The organism is Mesorhizobium sp. M1403 (assembly GCF_040317695.1).
Taxonomy (GTDB): Bacteria; Pseudomonadota; Alphaproteobacteria; order Rhizobiales; family Rhizobiaceae; genus Mesorhizobium.
Genome location: NZ_JAMYKY010000005.1, coordinates 102482 through 129100, shown reverse-complemented (window position 1 = coordinate 129100; position 26619 = coordinate 102482). Strand labels below are relative to the sequence as shown.

Annotated in this window: 22 protein-coding genes; 15 read left to right on the top strand and 7 right to left on the bottom strand. The window is 64.2% G+C overall.

Annotated elements, in window-relative coordinates:
- Positions 1 to 17: 17 nt before the first annotated feature.
- Positions 18 to 2471: a GcvT family protein gene (locus tag NKH01_RS11920; RefSeq protein ID WP_353020288.1), complete on the bottom strand. Its 2454-nt coding sequence runs from the start codon at positions 2469 to 2471 to the stop codon at positions 18 to 20.
- A complete protein-coding gene (locus NKH01_RS11915) occupies positions 2468 to 3352 on the bottom strand; it encodes a phosphotransferase (RefSeq protein WP_352495768.1) in 885 nt (294 codons plus the stop codon). The genes NKH01_RS11920 and NKH01_RS11915 overlap by 4 nt, the downstream gene beginning before the upstream one ends.
- A 435-nt stretch (positions 3353 to 3787) precedes the next feature.
- Between NKH01_RS11915 and NKH01_RS11910 the strand changes: the two genes are divergently transcribed.
- The 7 genes from NKH01_RS11910 to NKH01_RS11880 all read left to right on the top strand — a co-directional run bounded on the left by NKH01_RS11910 (position 3788) and on the right by NKH01_RS11880 (position 11314).
- A complete protein-coding gene (locus NKH01_RS11910) occupies positions 3788 to 4564 on the top strand; it encodes a DeoR/GlpR family DNA-binding transcription regulator (protein ID WP_353020382.1) in 777 nt (258 codons plus the stop codon).
- A 66-nt stretch (positions 4565 to 4630) separates the two neighbouring features.
- Positions 4631 to 5557 carry a LysR family transcriptional regulator gene (locus NKH01_RS11905; RefSeq protein ID WP_023717947.1) on the top strand — a complete coding sequence of 309 codons (927 nt, stop codon included), beginning with the start codon at positions 4631 to 4633 and terminating at the stop codon, positions 5555 to 5557.
- Between the two features lie 198 nt (positions 5558 to 5755).
- A complete protein-coding gene (locus NKH01_RS11900) occupies positions 5756 to 6910 on the top strand; it encodes an ABC transporter substrate-binding protein (RefSeq protein WP_023717948.1) in 1155 nt (384 codons plus the stop codon).
- A gap of 182 nt (positions 6911 to 7092) precedes the next feature.
- Positions 7093 to 8091, top strand: a complete 999-nt coding sequence (locus NKH01_RS11895; RefSeq protein ID WP_352495758.1) for an ABC transporter ATP-binding protein — start codon at positions 7093 to 7095, stop codon at positions 8089 to 8091.
- A 14-nt stretch (positions 8092 to 8105) separates the two neighbouring features.
- The gene (locus NKH01_RS11890; protein ID WP_023717950.1) at positions 8106 to 9056 is read left to right on the top strand and encodes an ABC transporter permease; all 951 of its coding nucleotides are present in this window, start codon (positions 8106 to 8108) and stop codon (positions 9054 to 9056) included.
- Positions 9046 to 9861, top strand: a complete 816-nt coding sequence (locus NKH01_RS11885) for an ABC transporter permease (protein WP_023717951.1) — start codon at positions 9046 to 9048, stop codon at positions 9859 to 9861. The genes NKH01_RS11890 and NKH01_RS11885 overlap by 11 nt, the downstream gene beginning before the upstream one ends.
- A gap of 25 nt (positions 9862 to 9886) precedes the next feature.
- On the top strand, positions 9887 to 11314 hold the full coding sequence (locus NKH01_RS11880) for a gamma-aminobutyraldehyde dehydrogenase (RefSeq protein ID WP_352495756.1): 1428 nt from the start codon (positions 9887 to 9889) through the stop codon (positions 11312 to 11314).
- A 49-nt stretch (positions 11315 to 11363) separates the two neighbouring features.
- On the opposite strand, the gene nhaA is transcribed toward NKH01_RS11880, so the two are convergent.
- The 5 genes from nhaA to NKH01_RS11855 all read right to left on the bottom strand — a co-directional run bounded on the left by nhaA (position 11364) and on the right by NKH01_RS11855 (position 18241).
- Entirely contained in the window at positions 11364 to 12557 is a 1194-nt protein-coding gene (nhaA, locus tag NKH01_RS11875) for a Na+/H+ antiporter NhaA (protein ID WP_353020287.1), read from the bottom strand.
- Between the two features lie 91 nt (positions 12558 to 12648).
- Positions 12649 to 13212 carry an ActR/PrrA/RegA family redox response regulator transcription factor gene (locus tag NKH01_RS11870; protein ID WP_023676342.1) on the bottom strand — a complete coding sequence of 188 codons (564 nt, stop codon included), beginning with the start codon at positions 13210 to 13212 and terminating at the stop codon, positions 12649 to 12651.
- Positions 13213 to 13275: 63 nt separating this feature from the next.
- On the bottom strand, positions 13276 to 14601 hold the full coding sequence (locus NKH01_RS11865) for an ActS/PrrB/RegB family redox-sensitive histidine kinase (protein WP_353020286.1): 1326 nt from the start codon (positions 14599 to 14601) through the stop codon (positions 13276 to 13278).
- A gap of 91 nt (positions 14602 to 14692) precedes the next feature.
- A complete protein-coding gene (gene hrpB, locus NKH01_RS11860; protein WP_353020285.1) occupies positions 14693 to 17275 on the bottom strand; it encodes an ATP-dependent helicase HrpB in 2583 nt (860 codons plus the stop codon).
- A gap of 75 nt (positions 17276 to 17350) precedes the next feature.
- Complete coding sequence (locus tag NKH01_RS11855; protein WP_352483984.1) at positions 17351 to 18241, bottom strand: DMT family transporter; 891 nt, start codon at positions 18239 to 18241, stop codon at positions 17351 to 17353.
- A 27-nt stretch (positions 18242 to 18268) separates the two neighbouring features.
- On the opposite strand from NKH01_RS11855, the gene NKH01_RS11850 reads away from it, so the two are divergent.
- The 8 genes from NKH01_RS11850 to NKH01_RS11815 all read left to right on the top strand — a co-directional run bounded on the left by NKH01_RS11850 (position 18269) and on the right by NKH01_RS11815 (position 26547).
- Positions 18269 to 18958, top strand: a complete 690-nt coding sequence (locus tag NKH01_RS11850) for a PIG-L deacetylase family protein (protein WP_352917975.1) — start codon at positions 18269 to 18271, stop codon at positions 18956 to 18958.
- 210 nt (positions 18959 to 19168) lie between these two features.
- The gene (locus NKH01_RS11845; protein WP_353020284.1) at positions 19169 to 20500 is read left to right on the top strand and encodes an ABC transporter substrate-binding protein; all 1332 of its coding nucleotides are present in this window, start codon (positions 19169 to 19171) and stop codon (positions 20498 to 20500) included.
- A gap of 122 nt (positions 20501 to 20622) precedes the next feature.
- A complete protein-coding gene (locus NKH01_RS11840) occupies positions 20623 to 21570 on the top strand; it encodes a carbohydrate ABC transporter permease (RefSeq protein ID WP_352640735.1) in 948 nt (315 codons plus the stop codon).
- Positions 21567 to 22517: a carbohydrate ABC transporter permease gene (locus NKH01_RS11835; RefSeq protein ID WP_023717959.1), complete on the top strand. Its 951-nt coding sequence runs from the start codon at positions 21567 to 21569 to the stop codon at positions 22515 to 22517. The genes NKH01_RS11840 and NKH01_RS11835 overlap by 4 nt, the downstream gene beginning before the upstream one ends.
- Positions 22514 to 22714: a hypothetical protein gene (locus NKH01_RS11830; RefSeq protein WP_353020282.1), complete on the top strand. Its 201-nt coding sequence runs from the start codon at positions 22514 to 22516 to the stop codon at positions 22712 to 22714. Before NKH01_RS11835 ends, NKH01_RS11830 begins: the two co-directional genes overlap by 4 nt.
- A 3-nt stretch (positions 22715 to 22717) precedes the next feature.
- Positions 22718 to 23830, top strand: coding sequence for an ABC transporter ATP-binding protein (locus tag NKH01_RS11825; RefSeq protein WP_023717961.1), 1113 nt, complete (start codon positions 22718 to 22720; stop codon positions 23828 to 23830).
- Positions 23823 to 24836: an ABC transporter ATP-binding protein gene (locus NKH01_RS11820; protein WP_353020281.1), complete on the top strand. Its 1014-nt coding sequence runs from the start codon at positions 23823 to 23825 to the stop codon at positions 24834 to 24836. Before NKH01_RS11825 ends, NKH01_RS11820 begins: the two co-directional genes overlap by 8 nt.
- 67 nt (positions 24837 to 24903) lie before the next feature.
- Positions 24904 to 26547: a dihydroxyacetone kinase subunit DhaK gene (locus NKH01_RS11815; protein ID WP_353020280.1), complete on the top strand. Its 1644-nt coding sequence runs from the start codon at positions 24904 to 24906 to the stop codon at positions 26545 to 26547.
- The last annotated feature ends 72 nt before the right edge of the window (positions 26548 to 26619 follow it).

The window sequence follows — 26619 nt, the reverse complement described above, 5'->3', positions numbered from 1 at the left end:
GCTGAAACCGGAAGGCTCTAGGCCTTCACCTTTGCTCCCGCCGGATCGTAAAGCGGCTCGAGGTGGATTTTAGCCGGCGTCCGTTCCATCGCCACCACCAGCTCGTAATCGCCGGAGGTGAGGAAATCATCGCCGACGCCATCGGCATTGCGCACATAGCCGTAGCCGATGTTCTTGCCGACGGTGTAGCCATAGCCGCCGCTGGTGAGATAACCGACGGCCTCGCCATTGCGCAGGATGGTCTCACGCCCGAGCAGCACGATATCCGGATCATCGACTGTGAAGCCGGCAAAACGTTTCCTGAGCGCCGCGCCGTCGAGCTTTTCAAGCGCCCGCCGGCCGAGGAAATCGGTGTTCTTCCTGAGCTTCACCGCCCAGCCGAGGCCGGCCTCCTGCGGCGTGTCGTTGGGCGTGATATCGGCGCCCCAGGCGCGGTAACCTTTTTCCAGCCGCAGCGATTCCAGCGCCCGATAGCCGACCGGGCGAATGTCGTGGACAGCGCCCGCCGTCATCAGTGCGTCGAAAACCTCGCCCGTCGCCGCGATCGGCGCATGCAGCTCCCAGCCGAGCTCGCCGACATAGGTGACGCGCAGTGCCCGAATGACGTGGCCGGCAATGGCGATCTCGCGAACATGGCCGAACGGAAAGGCGGCGTTCGAGACGTCGGCATCGGTCACCGCTGACAGCACGTCGCGGGCGCGCGGCCCCATCAGCGACAATGTGCCGAACTCCTCGGTGACGTCGGTCAGCGTCACGTCGAACTCGCTGCCGATATGATCGGCAATCCAGGAGAAATCATGCGTGCGGAAACCGGTGCCGGTGACGATGTAGAATTTCTCCTCATCGAGCCTCGCCACGGTCAAATCGGCCTCGATGCCGCCGCGCGTGTTGAGGAGCTGCGTGTAGGTCAGCCGGCCGACCGGCTTGGCAACGTCGTTGGCGCAGATCCAGTCCAGCGCCTTCAGCGCGTCGGCGCCGGTCATTTCGTATTTGGCGAAAGACGACTGGTCGAAAATGCCGATCTTTTCGCGCACGTGGCGGTGCTCGTCGCCGACGGGTGAAAACCAGTTCTGCCGGCCCATCGAATAGACGTCCTTCGGCTCGATGCCTTCCGGCGCGAACCAGTTCGGCCGCTCCCAGCCGAGTTTCGAGCCGAACACGGCGCGATGTTTTTGCAGCCGCTCGTATAAAGGCGAGACGATGCACGGCCGGCCGGTGACATATTCCTCGTGCGGGAAGCCGATCGTGTAGTGCTTGCCATAGGCTTCCAGCGTGCGGTCGCCGACCCATTGCCGGTCGCGGTTCAGGTCGGAGAAGCGGCGGATGTCGACCACCCACAGATCGAGCGGCGCCTCGCCGTCGACGACCCATTGCGCCAGCACCCAACCGGCGCCGCCGCCGGACGCAATGCCGAAGGCATTGAAGCCGGCGCCGACGAACATATTGGTGCATTCCGGCGCCACACCGAGGATGAAATTGCCGTCCGGCGTAAAGCTCTCCGGACCGTTGATCATCTGCTTGACGCCGACATTGGCGAGCGCCGGGACACGCTCGATCGCCTGGCTCATATGCTGCTCGAAATGATCGTAATCGTCGTCGAACAGCCGGAACTCCCAATCGTCCGGCACATCGCCGCCGGGTAGACCGGTCGTCCAGGCCTGCGGGTTCGGCTCGTAACCGCCCATCACCAACCCGCCGACCTCCTCCTTGAAATAGGTGCGGCGGTCGGGGTCGCGAATTGTCGGCGCGTCGGTCGCCAACCCCTCGATCCTATCGGTGATGATGTACTGGTGCTTCACTGGCTGCAGCGGCACGTTGACGCCGGCCAGCGCACCCACCTGCCGCGCCCATTGCCCGGCGCAGTTCACAACCTTGTCGCAGGCGATGTCGCCCCTGTTCGTCCTAACCTTGACGATCCGGCCGTTGGTCATTTCGAAGCCGGTGACCCGCACCTCCTCGAACAATTTTGCGCCGTGCATACGCGCGCCTTTGGCCAGCGACTGGGTGATGTCGGAAGGGCTTGCCTGCCCGTCGCTCGGCAGCCAGGAAGCGCCGACGAGGTCGCCGGTTTCCAGCAGCGGCCACATTTCCTTGACCTCGGTCGGCGACAGCAGATGCATGTCCATGCCGAAACTCTTTGCCGTCGTTGCCAGCCGCTTATACTCGGTCCAGCGGTCGGCATTGGTGGCTAGCCGCAGGCAGCCGGTCATCTTCCAGCCGGTGGCAAGGCCGGTTTCGGCTTCCAGCCCTTTGTAGAGATCGACCGAATATTTGAGCACGCGCGTGATCGACGCCGACGAGCGCAGCTGGCCGACCAGCCCAGCAGCATGCCAGGTCGAGCCCGAGGTCAGTTTGCCCTGTTCGAGCAGCACGATTTCGGCCTTGTGGTCGCGCGCCAGATGATAGGCCGTCGAACAGCCGATGATGCCACCGCCGATGACGACGATGCCGGCCTGGGCGGGCAAGGTCATGTCCGCGTCCCGTATTTTGTCCTGTAGTTTTCCAGGGCGTCTTCGAGCCGCGCCAGGTTTTCGTCGGTATAGGCGGCGTAGTCGACACCGGGGGCGTCGAGGTAAAGCTCGGAAACCATGCCCCACATCGCCTCGCGCAGCAGCGACGCGCATTGCATGGCGGCGTGCGAGCGCCGTATCGCTTCGTCCGGCTCCTTCATGAAGTAGGCGGTCAGGAAGGCGAAGGATTCCTCGTCGCTCATGCCGGCATTGGAAGCCGCGCCGGCAAGGTCGAACATCGCGGTGTTGAAGCCGGCATATTCGAAATCGATGAGCCATAGCCTGTGACCGTCATCGATTATGTTAGCCGGCAGAAGATCGTTGTGGCCGAAGACGATCGGCAGCAGTTTTTGCGCGCGCTCGAGCTCGTCCGCCAGCGTCAGCAGGCGTGGCAATTCGCCCAGCTTGCGGCTGCCGCCTTCCTCCAGCGTGCGCGCATAGTCGCGAATGACGTGGAATACCCAGAACATGAAGCCGGCGCCGGAGACATGACCGGGCATCTCCCGGTGGAAACCGCGCAGCAACGCGGCGACGCGGCCGAGATCGGCGCGCACGTCTTGCGCGACATAGGCCTTGGCGCCGAGATACTCCGTCACCATGACGCCGGGTCCGGTGTAGCGGACCGCCGGAGCGAAGCCTGCCGCGTGTGCTGCCCGCGCGGTCATCATCTCGCGCTCGCGAAAGACATGGTGGAACGGATAGTCCTGGCCGAGGCGAACGACATGCCGCCCGGCCGCGTCCTTGACCAGATAATTGGCATTGCTCAGGCCGCCCGGCAGCGGCGCAATGTCGATGCTGCCGGTCCAGCAAGGCAGCGCACGGATGCGGTCTTCGACAGTCACGATCTCGTCCAACATTGGGTCAATTTTCCACGCATGTCATGGCTGGCCAGCGATGACAATCGGACGGAGGAATGGAGGCAACACGAAGATCTCGTCGGTGCAGATCTCGGGATCGGTATCCCGCACCGCACCGACGAGCCCCTTTGTGCCGGGTTCTTCGACGCCGGCATCCGCCCCCGCGGATCCTAGATTTCGGTTCCCTCGCACCCGAGGATTTCCCAGGCGTTCAGGCAGGCGATTTTTCGTGCGGCTCAGCCGTCGGCCTCCGTTCCGGGCCTGTCACAGCGATAATGTCGCGCCAGGCTGGAGACGTTGTCAACGCGAAATTGTGGTGTTTTCTGCTTTTTTGCCCGAATTTTGCGAAATATCTTGGAGTAAGTGGCATTTATGCCGTAGAAACGGTCAATGGTGCAACAATTCGACCGGTTGGAACCGATGGGCCACTCGAAGCGGCATGGCGAAATCCTGCGCCTCCTCAAGGAGGAAGGCACCGTCACCATTGCCAGCCTGGCTGACCGGCTGGGCGTCTCGCTGGAGACGGTACGCCGCGATGTCAAGCCACTGACCAGCGATGGTTCCATCCTCAAGATGCATGGCGCCGTCGGCCTGCCGTCGATTGCCGGCGAAGCGCCGTTCGAGCGGCGCATGCGTGAGAACGCCGATGCCAAGCGGGCAATTGCCCGCATGGTCGCTGCCACTATCCGCGACGGCGAGTCGATCATGCTCGACACCGGCACGACCACGAGCTTCCTGGCCCGCGAGCTGCTCGGCCACCGGCGGCTGACGGTCGTCACCAATTCCTCCGACATCGCCCGCACGCTGGCCACCGTCAACGGCAACAAGGTCTATATGGCCGGCGGCGAGCTGCGCAGCGATTCCGGTGCTGCTTTCGGCGTCTCAGCCATCGAATTCGTCAGCCGCTTCTCCGTCAGCCACGCGGTGATTTCGACCGGCGCGGTCGATGCCATCACGGGTGTCATGGACTATGACCTCGAAGAGGCTGAGTTCGCCCGCATGGTGCTGTCGCGCGGCCAGCGTTCGCTTGTCGTCACCGACCACAGCAAATTCGGCCGGCAGGGTCTGGTTCAGGTCTGCGGCTTCGACGGCTTTTCCGAACTCGCGACCGACCGTCCGCCGCTGCATGACATCGCCGCCGCCCTTGCCCAGGCCGGCGCGCGGCTCAGCATTGCGGATGGCGGAAGCGAGGACTGAGCTCTATCGGGAGAACGGCACCAGCACCCACTTCCCAGCGCCGCCTCTGCCGTGTTTAGTCCGGCCATGGCTTTCACCATCCGCCAATTGCAGTTCTTCATCGCCGTCGCCGAGCAAGGCACGGTGTCGGGCGCCGCCCAGAATCTGTCGATCTCGCAATCCTCGGTCACCGAGGCGATCAAGGAGCTGGAGCACGATCTCGGCGTCGAGCTGTTCGAGCGCCACCCGCGCGGGCTGAACATCACCCACAAGGGCCACCAGTTCCTGCGCCATGCGAGGAAGATCCTTGCCGACGTTTCCGATGCGCGCCGCGCCTTCTTCGGCGAACAGATCGCGGCAAGCGGGCGGCTGCAACTTGGCGTCACCTCGCTGGTCGCCGGCTATGTGCTGTCGGATCTTCTTGCCCGCTACCGCCGCGCCTATCCGGGTGTCGAGGTCTCGGCGATCGAGGACAATGGCGACTATCTCGAGCACCTGTTGATCGGCGGCAAGCTCGACATTGCGGTCATGGTCACCTCGAACCTGCGCGACCGCACCGCGCTGCAGTCCGAAATCCTCGAAGTCTCGGCCTACCGGCTGTGGCTGCCGCTCGGCCATCCGTTGGCCGGTGCCGACATCATCGGCATCGGCGATATCGCCTCGGAACCGCTGATCATGCTGACCGTCGACGAGATCGAGGAGAATACCGGAAAGCTGCTGACGGCGATCGGCGCCAAACCGCACGTCGCATTCCGCACCCGCTCGGTCGAAGCGGTGCGCAGTCTCGTCGCCACCGGCGCCGGCGTGGCGCTGCTGCCGGACCTCGTCTACCGGCCATGGTCGCTGGAAGGCGACCGCATCGAATCGCGCGATATTTCGGGATCGTTGCCGGTCGTCCAGGTCGGCATGGTCTGGCGGCGCGGCTCCGGCCTGCCGCAGGCGGCGCGCGACTTCATCGGACTTGCCCAGTCGCAGCGCATGGTGCGCCAACGGCCCGAGAAGATCGGCCGGTGATGTATCGGAAAAACCGATATCGGCTTTCTGATAAATGAATTTGCGAAACCGGAAATTTCGCAGCACTTTTGAGCCAGGGAACAAAGCTGCCGCAGGAGCACGGCCCCTTAGAGCCGCGCATCCAACGTTTGAACGGGCGCATGACCTTTTCCGAAAACCGAAACCGGTTTCGAGGTCATGCAAAATGGGAGATCGACGATGAATTCATTGCTGAAATCATGCACTGCCTTGACGGTCGCGCTGACCTTCTCCGGCCAGGCCATCGCCCAGGTCAAGGAGCTGGGCAAGGGTGAAGGCGAGGTCAATATCGTCGCCTGGCCGGGCTATATCGAGCGCGGCGAAACCGACAAGGGCTATGATTGGGTCACCTCGTTCGAGAAGGAAACCGGCTGCAAGGTCAACGTCAAGACCGCCAACACCTCCGACGAGATGGTTTCGTTGATGAACGAAGGCGGTTTCGACCTTGTCACTGCCTCGGGCGACGCCTCGCTGCGCCTGGTTGCGGGCAAGCGCGTCCAGCCGATCAACACCGACCTCATCCCGAGCTGGAAGACGGTCGACGACCGGCTGAAGGATGCGCCCTGGTTCACCGTCGGCGGTGTCCATTACGGCGTGCCGTACCAATGGGGGCCGAATGTGCTGATGTACAACACCGAAGTGTTCAAGGAGGCGCCGAAGAGCTGGAACATCGTGTTCGAGGAAATGAAGCTACCCGACGGCAAGTCGAACAAGGGCCGCGTCCAGGCCTATGACGGGCCGATCCACATTGCTGATGCCGCCAACTACCTGATGGCCCACAAGCCGGAGCTCGGCATCAAGGATCCGTACGAACTGACTGAGGACCAGTACAAGGCTGCGCTCGACCTGCTGCGCGTCCAGCGTACGCTGGTCGGACGCTACTGGCATGACGCTGCCATCCAGGTCGACGATTTCCAGAACGAAGGCGTCGTCGCCTCCGGTTCATGGCCCTATCAGGTCAACACGCTGATCGCGGCCAAGAAGCCGGTCGCCTCGACCATTCCCGAGGAGGGCGTCACCGGCTGGGCCGACACCACCATGATGGAGGCCGATGCGGCCCACCCGAACTGCGCCTACATGTGGATTGAGCATTCGCTGTCGCCGAAAGTGCAGGGCGACGTCTCCGCCTGGTTCGGCTCGCTGCCGGTGGTGCCCGCCGCCTGCAAGGGCAACGAACTGCTCGGCGAAGAGGGCTGCAAGACCAACGGCTACGACAATTTCGACAAGATCAAGTTCTGGAAGACGCCGGTCTCGAAATGCGCCACCCAGAACGACCAGTGCGTGCCCTATTACCGCTGGGTGTCGGACTATATCGGCGTCATCGGCGGACGGTGAGTTCGTCTCACCTACGAAGCTCGGCGCTGCCCCTCACCCTTACCCTCTCCCCGTGAAGAACGGGGGGTCGCCAGCGTTGGAGCGCCTCCCTTCTCCCCGTCCACTACGGGAGAAGGTGCCGGCAGGCGGATGAGGGGCAGCGCTACCCTGAATTTGATGAGCCTGACAGATCAGGACAACCCATGACCTCCGCCGTTTCTTTCCAAAAAGTCTCCCGCCATTTCGGCAGCGTGCGTGCCGTCGACGCGGTCGATCTCGACATCGTGCCGGGCGAGTTCTTCGCCATGCTCGGGCCTTCCGGCTCGGGCAAGACGACGTGCCTGCGCCTCATCGCCGGGTTCGAGCAGCCGACGGCGGGCTCGATCTCGATCTTCGGCGAACGCGCCGAGGGCGTGCCGCCCTATCGCCGCAACGTCAACACCGTGTTCCAGGATTATGCGCTGTTCCCGCATCTCAACGTGCTCGACAACGTCGCCTATGGGCTGATGGTCAAGGGCGTCGGCAGACCGGAGCGGCAAAAAGCGGCGGAAGAAGCGCTGGCGCTGGTGCGGCTTCCCGGCTACGGCGCGCGTCGCCCTGGCCAGCTTTCCGGCGGCCAGCGCCAGCGCGTCGCGCTCGCCCGTGCGCTGGTCAACCAGCCCAAGGTGCTGTTGCTCGACGAGCCGCTCGGCGCGCTCGACCTCAAGCTTCGCGAGAACATGCAGGAGGAGTTGAAATCGCTGCAGAAGGCGCTCGGCATCACCTTCGTGTTCGTCACCCATGACCAGGGCGAGGCGCTGTCGATGGCCGATCGCGTCGCCGTCTTCAACGACGGCAAGATCATGCAGATCGGCACGCCGGAAGACATCTACCAGCGCCCCAAGACCCGCTTCGTCGCCGATTTCGTCGGCTCGTCCAACGTACTGCCGCCGGATTTCGTCCAGCGCTATGCCGGCCAGCATCGCTGGGGCAGCCTGCGCCCTGAATCCATTCGCATCGGCCGGGCGGCCAAGGGCGACGGCGTTGCGGCTCGCCTGGTGTCGACCAACTATCTCGGCGCGACGATAAGACTGGCGCTCGATGCCGAAGGCTTGCGGCTGCATGCCATCGTGCCGGCGGGTGCTGCCTTGCCCCGGGAAGGCGAGGCGGTGGTGCTCACCTTCAACCGCGAGCATTTGCATCTGATGGACGAGCTGGGATGAGCCTGGACGCCGCCATGCCGCGGGCCACGACCCCCGCCATCCTGCCGGGAAGCGGCGGCCTGCGCGGCGCGCTCTCCGACCTCTTCTGGCGCCGGCCCCAACTCCTGCTTCTGCTCATGCTGCTGCCGCCGGTTCTTTGGCTCGGCATCGTCTATATCGGCTCGCTGTTCGCGCTGCTTTTGCAGAGCTTCTTCTCGATCGACGAGTTCTCCGGCCTCATCAACCGCGAGTTCACGCTGAAGACTTATGGCGACCTGCTGCAGGCCGCCAATCTCGACATCATCCTGCGCACGGTGACGATGGCGGCGCTGGTGACGTTTGCGTCGGCGGTCATTGCCTTTCCCATCGCCTATTACGCGGCGCGCTATGCGCGCGGCCGTTGGAAGGCGTTGTTTTATCTCGGCGTCATGCTGCCGCTGTGGTCGAGCTACCTGGTCAAGATCTATGCCTGGAAGCTGATCCTCGCCAAGGAAGGCATCCTGACGTGGCTGCTGGCCAAATTGCATCTTCTGTGGCTGCTTGATGCCTGGCTGTCGCTGCCGATCGTCGGCGGCAACTCGCTGTCGGTATCGTCCACCGGCACCTTCATCGTCTTTGTCTATGTCTGGCTGCCGTTCATGATCCTGCCGGTGCAGGCGGCCCTCGAGCGCGTGCCGGGCAATCTGGTCGAGGCTTCTTCCGATCTCGGCGCGTCACCCGGCCAGACCTTCCGCAACGTGCTGTTCCCGCTGGCATTGCCGGGTATCGTCGCCGGTTCGATCTTCACCTTCTCGCTGACGCTCGGCGACTACATCATTCCGCAGATCATCGGCACCTCGCGGCTGTTCATCGGCCAGGCCGTCTATTCGCAGCAGGGCACCGCCGGCAACATCCCGCTCGCCGCCGCCTTCACTGTGGTGCCGATCGTCATCATGGGCTTCTATCTCTGGGGCGCCAAGCGCATGGGGGCCTTCGATGCGCTCTGACCGCGGCCAATCCGCGCCGATCGGCCTGAAGCTCGCTGCCACCGGGGGCCTGCTTTTCCTGCATTTGCCGATTCTGCTGATCTTCGTCTATGCCTTCACCACCGAGGAGAAGAGCTTCGTCTGGCCGCCGCCGGGCCTGACCACGCAATGGTTCGCCATCACCTGGAACCGCCCCGACGTCTGGCAGGCGCTGTCGCTGTCTGTACGGGTCGCGGCGATCTCGACCGCCATCGCGCTGGTCCTCGGCACGCTGTGCGCCGCCGCCGTGTCCCGCACAAAATTCTTCGGCCGCGAAACCATCTCGCTGCTGGTGATCCTGCCGATCGCGCTGCCCGGCATCATCACCGGCATCGCGCTGCGCTCGGCGTTCGCGCTGGCCGAAATCCCGTTCTCGTTCTGGACGATCGTGCTCGGCCACGCCACCTTCTGCGTGGTCGTCGTCTACAACAATGCGGTCGCCCGTTTCCGCCGCACGTCCGGCTCGATGATCGAGGCGTCGATGGACCTCGGCGCCGACGGTTTCCAGACCTTTCGGCATGTCGTGCTGCCCAACATCGCAACCGCGCTGCTGGCCGGCGGCATGCTGGCCTTTGCGCTGTCCTTCGACGAGGTCATCGTCACCACCTTCACCGCCGGCCAGCAGCAAACGGTGCCGATCTGGATGCTCGAAGAGTTGATCCGTCCGCGCCAGCGTCCGGTCACCAATGTCGTGGCGATGGTCGTGGTGCTGGTGACGCTGCTTCCCATCCTCGCTGCCTATTACCTGACCCGCGACGGCGACCAGATCGCCGGTTCGGGCAAATGATCTCGTTCATAAGGGAGAGACTTCCATGGACACGCAGATGCTGATCGGCTCGAAATTCGAAAAAGGCACCGAGACCGAGGAACCGATCCTCAACCCGAAGACCGGGGCGACCATCGTCAACCTGCCCGAGGCCAGCCCGGCGCAGATCGAGGCAGCAGTGCTTGCCGCGGAAAAAGCGTTCGTCACCTGGTCCCGCACAACACCGGCGCAGCGCGCCGGCTATCTCCTGAAGATCGCCGATCGCATCGAGGCCGCGGCAAAGGATTTCGCGACGCTCGAGGCGCTGAACTGCGGCAAGCCGATCAATGCCGTGCTCAATGACGAGATCCCGGCGATCGTCGACTGCTACCGCTTCTTTGCCGGTGCGGTCCGCTCGATGCCCGGCCAGGTCGCCGGCGAATACATTCCCGGCCACACCTCGATGGTCCGCCGCGACGCCATCGGCGTTGTCGCGTCGATCGCGCCGTGGAACTATCCGCTGATGATGATGGCCTGGAAGCTGGCGCCGGCGATTGCCGGCGGCAACACCGTCGTCTTCAAGCCGTCGGAACAGACGCCGCTGACCGCGCTGAAGCTGGCGAAAATCCTTGCCGATATCCTGCCGGAAGGCGTCGTCAACGTCGTGCTCGGCCGCGGCGACAGTGTCGGCAACACGCTGATCAACCACCCGAAGGTCAACATGATCTCGATCACCGGTGACGTCGCCACCGGCAAGAAGGTGCTGCAGGCCGCCGCCAAATCGGTCAAGCGCACACATCTCGAGCTCGGCGGCAAGGCGCCGGTCATCGTCTTCGATGACGCCGATCTCGGTGCGGTGGTCAACGGCCTGCGCGCCTTCGGCTATTACAATGCCGGCCAGGACTGCACCGCCGCCTGCCGCATCTACGCCGGCAAGAAGATCTACGACAAGCTTGTCGCCGACCTCTCCGCTGCGGTCTCGACCATCAAGTATGATCGCCCCGACGATACCGAGAACGAGATCGGCCCGCTGATTTCGCGTCGCCAGCGTGATCGCGTCTCGAGCTTCGTCGAGCGCGCCTCTGAGCTCAAGCACATCGAGATTACCACGGGCGGCAAGCCGGGCGAGGGCTCCGGCTTCTTCTACCAGCCGACCGTCGTCGCCGGCGCGCTGCAGGAAGACGAGATCGTGCGCCGCGAAGTGTTCGGCCCGGTGGTCTCGGTCACCCGTTTTTCCGAAGTCGACGAGGCGGTGAACTGGGCCAATGACTCTGACTATGGCCTGGCGTCATCGGTGTGGACCAAGGACGTTTCGCGCGCCATGGCGACGGCCGCCCGCCTGCAATATGGCTGCACCTGGATTAACACCCACTTCATGCTGACAAACGAGATGCCGCATGGCGGGTTGAAACAATCCGGCTACGGCAAGGACATGTCGCTCTATGCGCTGGAGGATTACACAGCCGTCCGCCACGTCATGATTGCGCACGGGTAGGGTCCAGATGCGGGAGAAGGTGGCCTGAAGGCCGGAAGTGGCGGCGCGACTATTCTTCCGCCTCGTCCGTCCCGTCCGCCGCCGGCGCCACCAGCAGCACGGTGGCGCCGAGGAGCGCGGCGATGAAGGAGCCGGCGAGGATGCCGACCTTGACCGCGTCCTGCAGAGCGACGTCGCTGGCGAAGGCGAGCAGGCCGATGAACAGGCTCATGGTGAAGCCGATGCCGCAGAGCAGCGAAATGCCGATCATGTGCAGCCAGCCGGCATTGACCGGCAGATCGGCGAAGCCGAGCCGGATGGCAAGCGCAGAAGACCCGAACACGCCGACCAGCTTGCCGGCGACGAGGCCGGCGGCGACGCCGAGCGTCAGCGGCTCGGCCAGGGCGGCAGCGCTGAGACCGCCGAGCGAGACGCCGGCGTTGGCAAAGCCGAAAATCGGGATGACGAAAAAGGCGACGACTTTGTGCAGGCCGTGTTCGAGCCGGTGCAGCGGCGAATGGTCGAGATCGTGGCCGCTGCCCGGCGATATCTTCAATGGAATGGTGAGGGCCAGCGCGACGCCGGCAAGCGTCGCATGGACGCCCGATTTGAGCACCAAAACCCACAGAACGATGCCGAGCAAGACGTACGGCAGCAACGTCAGCACCCGCAAGCGGTTGAGCACCACCAGCAGCGCGATGACGGCGAAGGCGGCGCCGAGATAGGCGAGCGACAGCCCGCTGGTATAAAACACCGCGATGATGAGCACGGCGCCGAGATCGTCGATGATGGCGAGCGCGGTGAGGAATATCTTCAGCGAGCCCGGCACGCGGCCGCCAAGCAGCGACAGCACGCCGAGCGCAAAGGCGATATCGGTGGCGGTCGGGATCGCCCAGCCGGACAGAGCGGCTTCATTGTTGCGGTTGATGGCGACGTAGACCAGTGCCGGCACCGCCATGCCGCCGGCGGCGGCGATGCCGGGCAGCACGCGGCGCGGCCAGGTCGAGAGCTGGCCGTCGAGCATCTCGCGCTTGATCTCGAGGCCGACCAGCAGGAAGAACACCGCCATCAGGCCGTCATTGATCCAGTGCGAGACGCTGAGCGGTCCGAGATAGGCGTGGAGGGCGGAGAAATAAGCCTCGCCCAGCGGCGAATTGGCGACGATCAGGGCCAGGGCCGCCGCAGCCATCAGGATGAGGCCGCCGGCCGCCTCGCTGTCGAGGAATTCGCGCAGCATGGAGACCAGCCGCTTTTCGTCCTGCATGTCGCCTCCGTCGTATCAGCGGCAAGGTCCGACACCGCCAAGCGATGATGCGCAAACAGCGCTGGCCGGGCAAGCCTGCAGTCAGAGCCTTTTAGCGCGGCGCGCGCTTGGCGAGGATACGCTGCAGCGTGCGGCGATGCATGTTCAGCCGGCGCGCGGTTTCCGAGACGTTGCGGTCGCACATTTCATAGACGCGCTGGATGTGCTCCCAGCGCACCCGGTCGGCCGACATCGGATTTTCGGGCGGTGCTGCGCGTTCGCCCGCCGTGCGGGTCAGGGCTGCAAAGATGTCGTCGGCGTCGGCCGGCTTCGACAGATAGTCGATAGCGCCGAGCTTCACCGCCGTCACCGCGGTGGCGATGTTGCCGTAGCCAGTGAGGATGATGGCGCGGGCATCGTCGCGCTTCTCGCGGATCGCGGCGACGACGTCGAGGCCGTTGCCGTCGGCCAGCCGCATGTCGACCACCGCATAGGCCGGCGGATTGGCGCGCGCCTTGGCAACCGCTTCCTCGACGCTCTCTGCCGTCTCGACGACAAAACCCCTGGTTTCCATGGCGCGGGCAAGCCGCGTCAGGAACGGCTTGTCGTCGTCGACGATCAGCAGCGAGGTGTCCTCGCCTTCGACCATTGCGCCAATCGTTTCGTCAGTACTCATCGTGCTGAAAATCCTGCTGCCTGATTTTTACGCAAATATAGTTTCGCAACGCTATTGTCCAATTTAGGCCGTGTCGAACATGATGGCCGAAGCCTGCTCGGGATTGAGGAAGACGCTGCGCGGCCACGATATCTGCACGATAGCGCCCTCGCCGGGCTCGCTCGAATTGCGGAAATCGAGCGTCGCGCCGGAGCGTTCGAGCAAGGTCTTGGCGATGAATAGGCCGAGGCCGAGGCCGCCGCCGGCTTCGGTGCCTTGTCGCGTTGACATATAGGGTTCGCCGATGCGGTCGATGATCTCGGGCGGAAAGCCCGGCCCGTCGTCGATGATCGTGAAGCTGACAACGGCCTCGTTCCAGCTCCAGCGCACGGTGACATTCTTGCGGGCGAAGTCGACGGCGTTCTCGACCAGATTGCCGAGGCCGTAGATGACGCCGGGATTGCGCCGGCCCACCGGTTCCGGGCCGATGCGCTCGCCCGGCCGAAGCTTGATCGAAATGCCGAAATCGCGGTGCGGCGCCGTCACCTCCTCGACCAGCGAGGTCAGCGGCAGGCGCGAGAGGTGCACCTCGCTCTCGGAGGAAAGGCTGGTCAGGCGCTTCAGGATTTCGCGGCAGCGCTCGCTCTGCGAACGCAGCAGCTTCACGTCCTCGCCATATTTCGGATCTTGGCCAAGCGCCTTCTCCATCTCCTTGGCGACAAGCGCGATCGTGGCGAGCGGCGTGCCGAGCTCGTGCGCGGCGGCGGCGGCGAGGCCGTCGAGCGCCGAGAGATGCTGCTCTCGCTGCAGCACCAGTTCGGTGGCGGCAAGCGCGTTGGCAAGCAGCCGCGCCTCCTCGGCCACCCGGAAGGCATAGATCGCGGTAAAGGCGATGGAGCAGAACACCGCCATCCACATGCCGGCGACATAGATGAACGGCATCGCCAATGGCGCGCCCTCATGCCAGGGCAGCGGCAGGTGGTAAAAGACCAGCAGCGTCGCCGCCACGATCACCAGCGCGCCGAGCATGGCGGTCAGCCGCAGCGGCAGCGACGTCGCCGAGACGACGACGGGCACGGTCATCAGCAGCGAAAACGGATTGGTGAGACCGCCGGTCATGTAGAGCAGGCCGGCAAGCTGCAGGCTGTCGAAGGTCAGGATGGCAAAGGCCGAGGGCGGGGTAAGCCGATGCGCCGCCGGATAGCGGAAGGTCAGCAAAAGGTTCATCCAGGCCGAACAAGCGATCAGCGCAAAACACATGCTGACCGGCAGCGGAAATTTCAGCCCGTAAGCGACGACAAGCACGGTCAGGCTCTGGCCGACGATGGCAAGCCAGCGCAACCTGATCAGCGTGTTGAGGCGCAGCCGCTGGCTTTGCTGGAAGTCGGGTGCGTGCAGGATGTTTATCATGGCCAATGATTATAGAGGGGAAACAGCCGGAGGTCTTTTCCGAAAAAGCGCCGAAGCTGGCCTTCCGTTCGGGATAACAGTCCGGGAATCATTAGGTACCGCGCGGTTTGGCGCGGCTCGTGGCGGCGGCGAGAAGCGGGTTCTCCGGCCAGACATGCCTGGGATAGCGGCCGCGCATGTCTGTCCGCACATCGGCCCAGGAGCCGCGCCAGAACCCGGGCAGGTCGCGCGTCGTCTGGATCGGCCGGTGCGCCGGTGACAACAATTCGAGCGTCAGCGGCACAGTGCCGTTGGCGATCGCGGGATGCCGGTCGAGGCCGAACAGCTCCTGCACGCGGATTGCCAGTACCGGCCATTCGCCTTCATAGCGGATCGGCAGCCGACTGCCCGACGGCGCGTCGAAATGGGTCGGCGCCAATGTGTCGATCTTGCGCTGCAATTCGTGCGGTACCAGCGTCATCAGGCCTTGCGAAAGCACGCTGGGATCGATCGCGGCAAAGGATGCGGCACCGGAAAGGAACGGCAGCAGCCAGTCGTCGAGGCGCTCGACGAGCGCCGCATCGGAGACATCGGGCCATGGCGCACCGAGGCCGCGATGCAGCCAGCCGAGCCGCTGCCGCAACGTCTCCGCTTCCCTGCTCCACGGCAGCAGCGACAGGCCGTGTTCGCGCAAGGCGTCGAGAATGGCGCTGTCTGCGTCGGCACCGGTCGGCGCCGGCAGCATGCGTTCGGACAACGTGATGGCGCCGAGCCGAACCGTTTCGCGCACCCGCACCGCGCGCCTATCGCGGTCGAAGCTCACCTCGCGGCGAGTCTCGATCTTTTCCGCCAGCGCGGTGCGGATGTCGGCCTCGTCGAGCGCCGCCGCCGCGGTGATGCGGGCGTTCTGCGCCTTACCCTGCAGATCGGCGACGACGAGCCAGGTCTCGCCGGCCAGCGGGTCGGAGGCGTCGAGCATGGCGCCGGAGCCGTTGGCAAGCACGAAGCGGCCACGCTCGCCGCGCGCTTTAGCGACCCGGTCCGGCCAGGCATGGATGAGGAGGGCGCCGGCGGTGCTGCCCTCTCCCTTGAGGGGAGGGTCGATCCGCGTAGCGGACCGGGGTGGGGTCGGTTCGCGCACGCCATCGGCGACCCCGCCGCGTCTCCCTCGTCTCGCTGCGCTCGGCTCGCTCGCCGACCCTCCCGTCGAGGGGGAGGGTGAAGCCTGCTTTGCCAACCTCTCGGCCAGCTGCCGGGCAGCGGTGGCACGCGGCGATCTTTCGGCATGAAAGCGCATCAGCCGCCGTTCGAGATCGGCACCATCGCCGCCAAGGCCGCGCTCGGTGAGCAGCATGGCCAGCATCGCCGCCTCGAGCGCCTGGCCGGTCCTTGCCGCCTCGGCGACCATGTGGGCGAGCCGGACCGGCAGAGCCAGCTTGCGCATCGCGGCACCGGCCTCCGTCAAGCGCCCTGCCGCATCGACGGCATCGAGCGCGCGCAGCAGCGCCCTTGCCTCGTTGAGCGCCGGAGCCGGCGGGGGGTCGAGGAAGGACAGGCTCGTCGGATCGGCAACGCCGAACGCCGCGCAATCGAGCAACAGGCCGGAGAGATCGGCTTCGAGGATTTCCGGTGGCGTGAAGGCCGGCAGTGCCGCTGTCTGCTCGGCCCGCCACAGCCGGATAGCGACGCCCGGCTGTGTGCGCCCGGCCCGGCCGGCGCGCTGGTCGGCGGAAGCGCGGGAAGCACGCACCGTCTCCAGCCGCGTCAGGCCGCTGGCCGGCTCATAGCGCGGCAGCCGCGACAGGCCGGAATCGATGACGACGCGCACGCCGTCGATGGTGATGGAGGTTTCGGCGATCGACGTCGCCAGCACGACCTTGCGACGGCCGGGCGGCGCCGGCTTGATCGCTGCGTCCTGCGTCCTGTTGTCGAGCATGCCGTAGAGCGGCACGATGTCGGTGTCGGCGCCGACCTTGCCCGCCAGCCGCTCGGCGGTGCGCTCGATCTCGCGCTGGCCGGGCAGGAAGACAAGCACGCTACCCTCCTCCCCGGCAAGCGCCGAGCGGATCACCCTGGCCATGGCATCCTCGATGGTGACGCCGGCCGGCCGCTCGTCATAGCGGATGTCGACCGGAAAGGCGCGGCCTGCGCTCTCGATCACCGGCGCGCCGGAAAGCAATTTTGCGACACGCGCGCCATCGAGCGTCGCTGACATGACCAGCAATCTGAGGTCGGGCCTCAGCGCACCCTGCACGTCGAGCGCCAGCGCCAGCCCGAAATCACCGTCGAGCGAACGTTCGTGGAACTCGTCGAACAACACCGCCGAGACACCAGGCAGCTCGGGATCGTCGAGGATCATGCGGGACAACACGCCTTCGGTGACGACGACGATCCTGGTCTTCGCGGAAGTCCGGTTTTCCATGCGCATGGCATAGCCGACGGTTTCACCGGGCTCTTCGCCAAGCAGTTCGGCCATGCGGCGGGCGGCAGCGCGGGCGGCGAGGCGGCGCGGCTCGAGCAGGATGATCTTTCCGGCGCCGAGCCATTGCGCATCGAGCAGCGTCAGCGGAACCAGCGTCGTCTTGCCGGCGCCGGGCGGAGCCACCAGCACGGCGCTGTTACCATGGCTCAGCGCTTCATTGAGCGCCGGCAAGACCGCGGAGACCGGCAGGTCCGGCAAAGGTTTTGTCGTCATTGTCCTATGATGTGCAGCCAGTTGGCAGCGATCGCATATCAGCGGTGGCGGTCGCCGCGCAAGCTTGGTACCAGCTCAAAGTCGGGTCCGCGCAAACGGGTTCCAGCGCACCGTGCCGAGCCGCACCTCCTCGCGCACCATCGTCAGCAGACCGGAACCGCCGACCACGGCAAGCCCGACCAGCGACAGAAAATCCGGATATTCCCTGAAGAACAGCGCGCCTAGAACCACCGCCCAGACGATCTGCGAATAATGCGTTGGCGCGATGCGGTTGGCCGGTGCGTATTTGACCGCCAACAGATGCAGCAGCTGGCCGCCGGCGGTGAAGGCGCCGGCCAGCACCAGCCAAGCCCATTGCCTGCCATCCGGCAGCGAGAACGAGGTGGCCGCCGCACCGACGCCGTTGAAGAGCAGGCCGTAGCCGATCAGCACGCCGAGCATCGTCGTGCGCTTTTCCTGCGCGGCAAGCGAACGCATCAGGATGACATTGGTGGCGGCCAGGAAGGCGATGATGAACGCCGCCAGATGACCAAGATGCAACTCGCGAAACCCCGGCCTGACGACCAGCATGACCCCGGCAAAGCCCGCGACCACCGCCAGCCACCGCCATGGGCCGACCTTCTCCTTGAGGACCAGCGTGGCCAGGATGGTGACGAACAGCGGCGCCAGGAAGATCAGCGCATAAACTTCTGCCAGCGGGATGGTGGTGAAGGCGTAGACGCTGAGCACGCCGGAGGCGATGCCGGCCCAGGCGCGGGCCTGCACCGCCCAGGGCCGGGTCGTGCGCCAGAAATCGCGCCAGCGTTCGCCTGGCGGCCTGGCAAAGAGCAGAAAGCAGCCGGCAAACAATGTCGAGAAGAAGCCGATCTCGAAGACGTTGAACTGCCCACCCAGGCTTTTGACAACCGCGTCGCTGCACGAATAGCTTGCATAGGCGATGAGAGCGAGCAGAATTCCGTTGGGCACGTTTTTCCAGTTCCGGGAGAGATGAGAGTGAAGATATTGGCGCTTGGCGCGCATCCGGACGACATCGAGATCTTCATGTTCGGTACGATGGCCGCCTATGCCGCGCAAGGCGCAGAACTCTTTTTTGCCATAGCCACGGATGGCGCCAGGGGCGGCTATGGCGATCCGGCCGCGCTTGTCCGCACGCGCCGCAAAGAGGCGACAGTGGCGGTCGGTCTGCTTGGCGTGACGCCGCGCTTCCTCGACTTTCCCGATGGCGCGCTGGTGGCGGACGCCGCCCTGATCGGGGCGCTGAGAGCACTGATCGGCGAGATAGGGCCGGATCTGGCGATTACCCATGCGCCGAACGACTATCATGGCGACCACCGCGCGCTGTCGGACGGCGTGCGCATCGCCGCGTCATTCTCGGTGCCGGTACTGCATGCCGACACGCTCGGCGGCACCGGGTTTTCGCCGACGCATTACGTCGATACCTCCAGGCATTTCGATCTCAAGGCGGAGGCGATCCGGGCGCATCAGTCGCAGGATCCCGAGCGTTTCGTCAATGCGGCGCGCACGCTGAACGCCTTTCGCGCCGGCCAGTGCAACGGCCCAGCCGGAGCGTTCGCGGAGGCCTTCCGCTTCGAGCCGGTCTTCCCCTTCGCCGACATCCGCGCCCTGCTGCCGCCGCCCCCAGCGATCCGTCCGGTGACGGTCAGCAACAAGACGGTGACCTAGGCGGGCGCCGCAACTCCGACATTGCTCCCCGATTCGACATGCTGCGGTGCAGCAACGAATTCGCTTGCCTTGTTTAGTAAAAATTGCATCACTAAACAAATTACTAAACATCCGACGTGTTGCCGCGCCGTTGTGTTTAGGCCCCGGAGGAGGGGTTTAGCGGGCTCTTGAAACCGTCATCCGGACGCGTTTCGCAAATGGGAGGAAGGCATGAAATCGACCTTGAAACTGGCGTTGGGACTGGCATCGACACTCCTCGCGTCGACAGCCGTTTCGAACGTCGCGCAGGCAGAAGATCTGACGCTTTGCTGGGCAGCCTGGGACCCGGCTAACGCGCTCGTGGAATTGTCCAAGGACTTCACCAAGGAAACCGGCATCGGCATGAAATTCGAATTCGTGCCGTGGACCAACTATGCCGACCGCTTTCTCAACGAGCTGAATTCGCACGGCAAGCTGTGCGACATGATCATCGGCGACAGCCAGTGGATCGGCGGCGCCGCCGAGAACGGCCATTACGTCAAGCTGAACGACTTCTTCGACAAGGAGAAGATCAGCATGGACGATTTCGTGCCGGCGACTGTCGTCGGCTACTCGGAATGGCCGAAGAACTCGCCGAATTACTGGGCGCTGCCGGCTATGGGCGACGTCGTCGGCTGGACCTATCGCAAGGACTGGTTCTCCAAGCCGGAACTGCAGAAGGAATTCAAGGAGAAATACGGTTGGGATCTCGGCCCGCCGACAACCTTCGACCAGCTGAGGCAGATCGCCGAATTCTTCCAGAAGCGCGAGATCGACGGCAAGACCGTCTATGGCGCGTCGATCTACACCGAGCGCGGCTCGGAAGGTATCACCATGGGTGCCATGGACGTACTCTACAGCTTCGGCTTCCAGTATGAAAATCCGAAAAAGCCCTACGAGATGGAAGGTTTCGTCAACTCCGATAAATCGGTGAAGGGCTTGGAGTTCTACAAGGCGCTCTATGATTGCTGCACCCCCCCCGGCGCCTCGAACAGCTACATGGGCGAAGGCGTCGACGCCTTCAAATCCGGCCAGGTGGCGATGCACATGAACTTCGCCTTCACCTGGCCAGGCCTGCAGAAGGACGAAAATGTCGGCGGCGACAAGATCGGCTATTTCGTCAATCCCAAGGGTCCCGACGGCGACCAGTTCGCCCAGCTCGGCGGCCAGGGCATCTCGGTGGTCTCCTATTCCGACAAGCAGGAAGCCGCGCTCAAATACATCAAATGGTTCGCCAACAAGGACGTGCAGTCCAAATGGTGGTCGCTCGGCGGCTATTCCTGCCTCAACGCGGTCGTCAAGGACCCGGGCTTCCCGGCCAGCCAGCCTTATGCGCAGACCTTCCTCGACTCTATGGCCATCGTGAAGGATTTCTGGGCCGAGCCGAGCTACGCACCGCTGCTGCAGGCATCGCAGAAGCGCTTCCACGACTATGTCGTTGCCGGGCAAGGCTCGGCCAAGGACGCGCTCGACGGCCTCGTCAAGGACTGGACCGAGGTCTTCGAGGACGATGGCAAGATGTAATCGGATGTAACCGGCTCCTCCCGAGCCCATGACCGAACCGTCCCGTGCCGCCCTTGGCACGGGACACAGTTCAGATAAATTCCATTGTCGAGACGATCCAAGTGACCGAAGCAGGACTGACCATGCTCAATCGGACGGCGGACAGCGTTGCCCGGGCTACGCCTGTGCCGTTGGCCCGCAAGGTCCGGGGCATCAGCGACAAGGGCCTCGCCTGGCTGTTCATCTCGCCGACGATCCTGTTGCTTCTCGCCATCAATATCTTCCCGCTGTTCTGGGCGATCTACCTGTCCTTCACCAACTTTCGCGCCAATCGCCCCAACGAGGTGGTGAAGAACCTTGGGCTGGCCAACTACAAGCGCATCCTCGCGGACCAGGACATCTGGATCGCCATGCAGACGACGGCGCATTTCGTGTTCTGGACCATCCTGCTGCAGACGCTGATCGGCTTCACGCTGGCCTGGCTGATCGACCGTAAGTTTCGTGGCCACGCCTTCTGGACGACCATCATCCTGGTGCCGATGATGCTGTCGCCGGCGGTGGTCGGTAATTTCTGGCGCTTCCTCTACGAGCCACAGATCGGGCTGTTCGCCTACGCCGTTTCGTTCGTCACCGGCATTCCGGCAACCGAGATCAGCATGCTGTCCAACGTCTCGCTGGCGCCATGGTCGATCATCATCGTCGATACCTGGATGTGGACTCCCTACGTGATGCTGATCTGCCTCGCCGGCCTGCGCTCGATCCCCGAATACATCTACGAAGCGGCCGAGGTCGACCGCGCCTCCAACTGGCGGCAGTTCTGGTCGATCACGCTGCCGATGGCGCTGCCCTTCATCATGCTGGCGGTGTTGTTTCGCGGAATCGAGAACTTCAAGATGTTCGACATGGTCAATTTGCTCACCGGCGGCGGGCCGGGATCGACCACCGAAGTGGCCTCGATCACGCTGAAGCGGCAGGCCTTCGAAAGCTGGCGGACGGGCTATTCCTCGGCCTTCGCCATCATCCTGTTCGTCGCGGTGTTCGGCCTGGCGAACATCTACGTCAAGGCGCTCAACAAGGTGAAGCAGAGATGAGCCTGACGTCAGCCCATTCGGTCGTCGCACCCTCGGCCACGTCGAAGCGCGTCGCCGGCACGATTATCGTGGCCTACGCGCTGATCTCGATCGTACCGCTGCTGTGGATCTTCGCGACAAGCTTCAAGACGCCGCCGGATTCGATTGCCTATCCGCCGAAGATCCTGTTCCAGCCCAGCGTTGAGGGCTACTGTAACCTGTTCACGACGCGGACAAGGCAGACGCCGGAATACATCAACTCGCTGGGGCCGGCGACGGGCCTTTGCGACGAGACGGTGCGCAAGCGCAACATGGTGATCGCCGGCCCGTCGAACTTCATGCCGCGCTTCGTCAATTCGCTGATCATCGCCTTCGGCTCAACCTTTTGCGCAGTGTTCCTCGGCACGCTGTCGGCCTACGGTTTTTCGCGCTTCAAAGTGCCGCTCGCCGACGACCTTTTGTTCTTCATCCTGTCGACGCGGATGATGCCGCCGATCGCGGTCGCGATTCCCATCTACCTGATGTATCGCGAGCTTGGCCTGTCGGACACGGCTCTCGGCATGATCCTGCTCTATACGGCGGTTAACGTGTCGTTGGCAGTGTGGCTGCTGAAAGGCTTCATCGACGAGATCCCGCGCGAATATGAAGAAGCGGCGATGATCGACGGCTACACCAGGCTGCAGGCGTTCTGGCGCACGGTACTGCCGCAGGCGACCACCGGTATTGCCGCAACCGCCATTTTCTGTCTGATCTTTGCCTGGAACGAATATGCCTTCGCTGCGCTACTGACCTCGGGCACGGCGCAGACCGCGCCGCCCTTCATCCCGACCATCATCGGCGAAGGCGGCCAGGACTGGCCGGCGGTCGCGGCCGGCACAACGATCTTCCTGGTGCCGATCCTGGTCTTCACTATCCTGCTTCGCAAGCAATTGCTGCGCGGCATCACCTTTGGCGCGGTGCGCAAATGAACCTGACCGCAAAACGCAAATCGCGCTGGCCCGTTTGGGCCAGGCGCGGGCTGATGGAGAACGTCGCCACCGTGATCATCGCCATCGGCTTCCTGATGCTGTTCCAGCCCTTCGCACTGGCGCTCTACACCTATTCCTTCATCACCATGCTTGCCGGCACGGCGATGTTCATCATCGTCTCGAAATTTCCGGAGTAGACGATGGCCGAGATCAGGATCGAACATCTGAGGAAGGCTTTCGGCGATTTCGTCGCCGTGCAGGATTCCAACTTCGTCGTCGAGGACGGCGAGTTCTTCGTCATGCTGGGGCCGTCGGGCTGCGGCAAGACGACGACGCTTCGCATGATCGCCGGGCTCGAACTGCCGACCGGCGGCAAGATCCTGCTTGGCGGCGAGGACGTCACCATGCGGCGTGCCCGCGAGCGCGACATCGCCTTCGTCTTCCAGCTGTTCGCGCTCTATCCGCACATGAATGTGAGAAAGAACATCGGCTTTCCACTTCTGGCGCAAGGCATGCCAGGCGCTGAAATCCGGAGCCGAGTGGAAGAGACGGCGAAGCTCTTGCGGATCGACCATCTGCTCAACAAATCCGTCTCCGGGCTTGCCGGCGGCGACCGCCAGCGCGTGGCGCTCGGCCGCGCCATCGTGCGGCGGCCAAAGTGTTTCCTGATGGACGAGCCGCTCGGCACGCTCGACACCGAATTCCGCGACCTGATGGTCCATGAGCTGCGCGAATTGCACAACCGCATCCACGCCACCACCGTCTATGTCACGCACGACCAGATGGAAGCGATGTCGATGGCCGACAAGATCGCGGTGATGAACCATGGCGTCATCGAGCAGTTCGGCACGCCGCGTGAGATCTACGACCGGCCGGCGACGATGTTTGTCGCCGACTTCATCGGCTCGCCGCCGATGAATTTCCTCGGCTTCGGCGGCGGCCTTTCAAAGGGCGCCAGGGAAATTGTTGTGCAAGGCGCGAAGGTGGCCGTGCCGGAAGTGCGCGAGGATGTTGCGCCGGCCGAGATGGCGCTTGGCATCCGACCGGAGCACATCCGCTTCGACGACGCCTCGAAGCTGCGCGGCGCCATTTACGGCACCGAGTATCTCGGTACCACGCAGATCGTGGCGGTGGAGACGGCAGACGGCATCATCAAGGCCAGGGTGCCGGCCGAAATCCGGCTCAATCCGGGCGATCATGTCGGCCTGGCGCTGAGCAGCGCGCGGCTGTCGCTGTTCGCAAAAGGATCCGGCCGTGCGGTGCGCACCGAAATCCATGAGTCGGCCTCCCAGGGGAGAGCGCATCATGGCTGACGTTCACATCAAAGGCGTGACCAAGGTTTTTGGCGAGCATGTCGCCGTCGACAATCTCGACCTGCATATCGCCGACGGGGAATTCGTCGTGCTGCTCGGGCCGACTGGCGCCGGCAAGACGACGACGCTCAGGCTGATCGCTGGGCTGGAGCGGCCCGAAGCGGGCTCGATCCATATTGCCGGCCACGACACGACGACGCTGTCGCCGACCGAGCGCGACACCGCTTTCGTGTTCCAGCAATATTCGCTCTATCCGCATCTGTCGGTCTACGACAACCTCGCCTTTCCGCTACGCTCGCCGGCGCGCAAAATGCCGGAGGATCAGATCCGCCGCCGCGTCGAGGACGTGGCCAAGATGGTGCGCATCCACCACAAGCTGAATAATCGCTCGACCAAACTGTCGGGCGGCGAGATGCAGCGCGTCGCCATCGGCCGCGCTCTGGTGCGCAAACCGTCGATCTACCTGATGGACGAGCCGCTGTCGTCGCTCGACGCCAAGCTGCGCGCCGATCTCAGGCTCGAGCTGAAGCGCATCCAGGCCGAACTCGGCGCTACAATGCTCTACGTCACACACGACCAGATCGAAGCGATGACCATGGCCGACCGCATCGGCATCCTCGCCGACGGCGTGCTGGTGCAGATCGGTTCGCCGCGCACGATCTATTCTGAGCCGGCAAACCTTCACGTCGCGGCAAGGCTAGGCCAACCGGCCATCAATTTGTTGCCGGTCGGACTGCTGCCGGATGGCGGCGCGCCGGCGGGAACCAAGACGATCGGAGCGCGCACCGAACATCTTTCGATCGAGAAGGCGGCGAACGGCCATGCCGACGGCGTCGTCGATTGGGTCGAGCATCTCGGCGACCAGAACCATCTGCACGTGACGGTGGGGACCAAGAAGCTGGTGACGCTGACCGACCCCGACACCGACCTGGCGCAGGGCGACAAGATCATGATCCGCTATCGCTCGCCGCTGTATTTCGGCGCCGATGGGCGACGGCTGATGTGAGCGCTGCGCGAGTGTTTTCCTGGCACCTTTCAACCGGCAATTTCGGGCACCGGACTGGACCAATTCGATGAAGCATTTTTTCAATCGCAGGGATACGATCGTAACTGAGGCACTGGACGGCTTTCTCGGCACGACCGGCGCCGGCGATCTCGCTCGCCTCGACGGCTATCCCGAAATCAAGGTCGTCCTCCGTGCGGACTGGGATAAGAGCAAGGTCAGCATCATCTCCGGCGGCGGGGCCGGGCACGAACCCGCGCATGCCGGCTTCGTCGGCGTGGGCATGCTGACGGCGGCAGTATCAGGCGAGATCTTTGCTTCGCCGAGCGTGGAAGCAGTATTGGCCGCCATCCGCGCGGTAACCGGTCCCGCCGGGTGCCTGCTGATCGTCAAGAACTACACCGGTGATCGCCTCAACTTCGGCTTGGCAGCCGAGAAGGCGCGCGCCGAAGGCTTCCGCGTCGAGATGGTGATTGTCGCCGACGACATTGCCCTGCCTGATATTGCGCAGCCGCGTGGCGTTGCCGGCACCCTGTTCGTGCACAAGATCGCCGGCCATCTGTCGGAAACCGGCAACGATCTGGCGGCGGTTGCCGCGGCGGCGCGCGCCGCGGCAGCGGACATCGTATCACTCGGCATATCGCTGTCATCCTGCTCGATCCCCGGTCAGAGCCATGACGAAAGATTTGGCGCCGACGACGCCGAACTCGGCCTCGGCATTCATGGCGAACCGGGCGTTGAGCGGATTGCGGTGCAAAGTGCCGAAAGGCTGGTCGCGATCATGTCGGAGCGCCTTGCCGCACGGCTCGATCCCGCCAGCGACTACGCCTTGCTGATCAACAATCTCGGTTCGGTGCCACTGCTGGAGATGTTGCTCGTCGCCAATGCGGTGTTGACTTCACCGCTGGCACGAAAGGTGACGCTGACGATCGGGCCCGGGCAGCTTATGACGGCGCTCAACATGAACGGCTTTTCTCTGTCGCTGATCCGGCTCGATGCGCCGCGCGAAGCAGCGTTGCGGGCACCGGTCGGCCCTCACGCCTGGCTGCCGGCAAGAGCCGTTCGCCCGGTGAACGTCGTGCCGGTGGCCAAAACCGCCGGCCGGAGCAACGCGTCGAAAGCCAGCCAGGATGCACGCAGTGAACGGCTGGTGGTAGCGATCTGCGAACGGCTGATCTCGCTTGAAGGCGCGTTGAACGGACTGGATGCCAAGGTGGGAGACGGCGACACCGGATCAACTGTGGCGGCCGGCGCGCGGAGCGTGTTTAGCCGCCTTGAGACACTGCCGCTCGCCGACCCTGCCGCAACGCTCGCCACCGTGGGCGACATCCTGAGCGCCAGCATGGGCGGCTCCAGTGGCGTACTGCTGTCGATCTTCTTTACAGCCGCCGCGCAGGCGTTGGCGTCTGGCGCAACTTTTCCCAAGGCACTTCTCGCCGGCCTCGATCGGATGTCCTTCTATGGCGGAGCGAGGATCGGCGATCGCACGATGATCGATGCCCTGGAACCCGCCTTGAGGGCGCTGGATAGCGGCAGTCTGGAAGATGCGGCGGTCGCGGCGCAACGCGGCGCCGAGGCCACCGCTGCCATGCGCAGGGCCAAGGCTGGCCGGTCCGCCTATATTGGCAGCCAGCTCGACGGCGTGGTCGACCCCGGCGCCTTTGCCGTCGCCGAGGTCTTCAGTGCCCTCGCTGCGTTGCTCGAACCCGCTTGACTGGGGAAAAGAATGCTTCGATTGCCGGATATGCAATTTTCTCGTACTCCCGGCAGCGCAGGGGCCAGGAGC